The sequence below is a fragment of the Arthrobacter sp. JCM 19049 genome, assembly GCF_001310435.1.
In genome coordinates, this window is sequence record NZ_BAXF01000751.1 from 1 (window position 1) to 846 (window position 846).

Here is an 846-nt window from a genome sequence, read left to right on the forward strand (position 1 = left end):
CCCCGCGGGCGTCCAGCGCGTCGCGGATCCGGTCATCGGCCAGCTGCACCTGGCGGATCACATCCAGCACCGTGGGCAGCGGGTGCTCCGGGGTGCGGTCGGTGTAGAAAGTCAGCTCCTCCAGGGTTTCGGTGGCCAGTTCGCTGGCCAGCTCCCCGGCCTCGTGCCCGCCCATGCCGTCGGCCACCGCGAACACGGTCGGGGTGATCAGGATGGCGTCCTGGTTCTCGGTGCGCCGCATCCCCACGTGGGTGCGTCCGGCGGCGACCAGGCCGAAGCCCGCCACCGATTTGGCCTGGCTCATCAGTCGATCACCAGCCGTCCACCCTCACCGGCGGAGAGCAGGTAGGCTGGATGTCCCCGAACCCGCGCACCGAGGTGATCTCCTGGGCGGTGAGCACGAAGCGTTCGTCGTTGCGCAGCGTATTGGCGGTGATCGCGTCGGTGAGCACCGTGCCCGGTTCGGCCAGGGAGGTCAGCCGGGCGGCCAGGTTCACGGTCGGCCCGTAGATGTCCCCCAGCCGGGAGAGCAGCCGTCCCCATACCACCGCGACCCGGGTCTTGGGCAGCAGCTCATCGGCCTCGAACTCCTTGGCCAGGGCCAGGGAGATGAGGCCCCGGCCTGCGGGGTTTCGGCCACGAAGAGCACTTCGTCGCCGATGGTCTTCACCAGCCGGCCGCCGCCCACCGAGATGATCTCGGCGCTCTTGGCCTCAAAGCGCTGCACCAGCTGGGCCAGGGTGCGTTCGTTCATGCGGCGCGAGAGCGAGGTGTAGGAGACCAGGTCGGCGAAGCCGACGGCGCGGGCCAGCGGCAGCGGGGTGTCGTCGTCGTCCTCCCGCTGTG

The 846-nt window shown here is 70.2% G+C and carries 1 protein-coding gene and 1 pseudogene; both read right to left on the reverse strand.

Annotation, left to right across the window (positions count from 1 at the left end; all coding sequences use genetic code 11):
• Positions 1 to 304: PP2C family serine/threonine-protein phosphatase (locus JCM19049_RS15975; protein WP_374700347.1), on the reverse strand; the 304-nt coding region annotated here is incomplete at its 3' end.
• Positions 304 to 846, reverse strand: a pseudogene (locus JCM19049_RS15980) (adenylate/guanylate cyclase domain-containing protein); the annotation flags it as partial. The pseudogene JCM19049_RS15980 and the gene JCM19049_RS15975, both read right to left, overlap by 1 nt.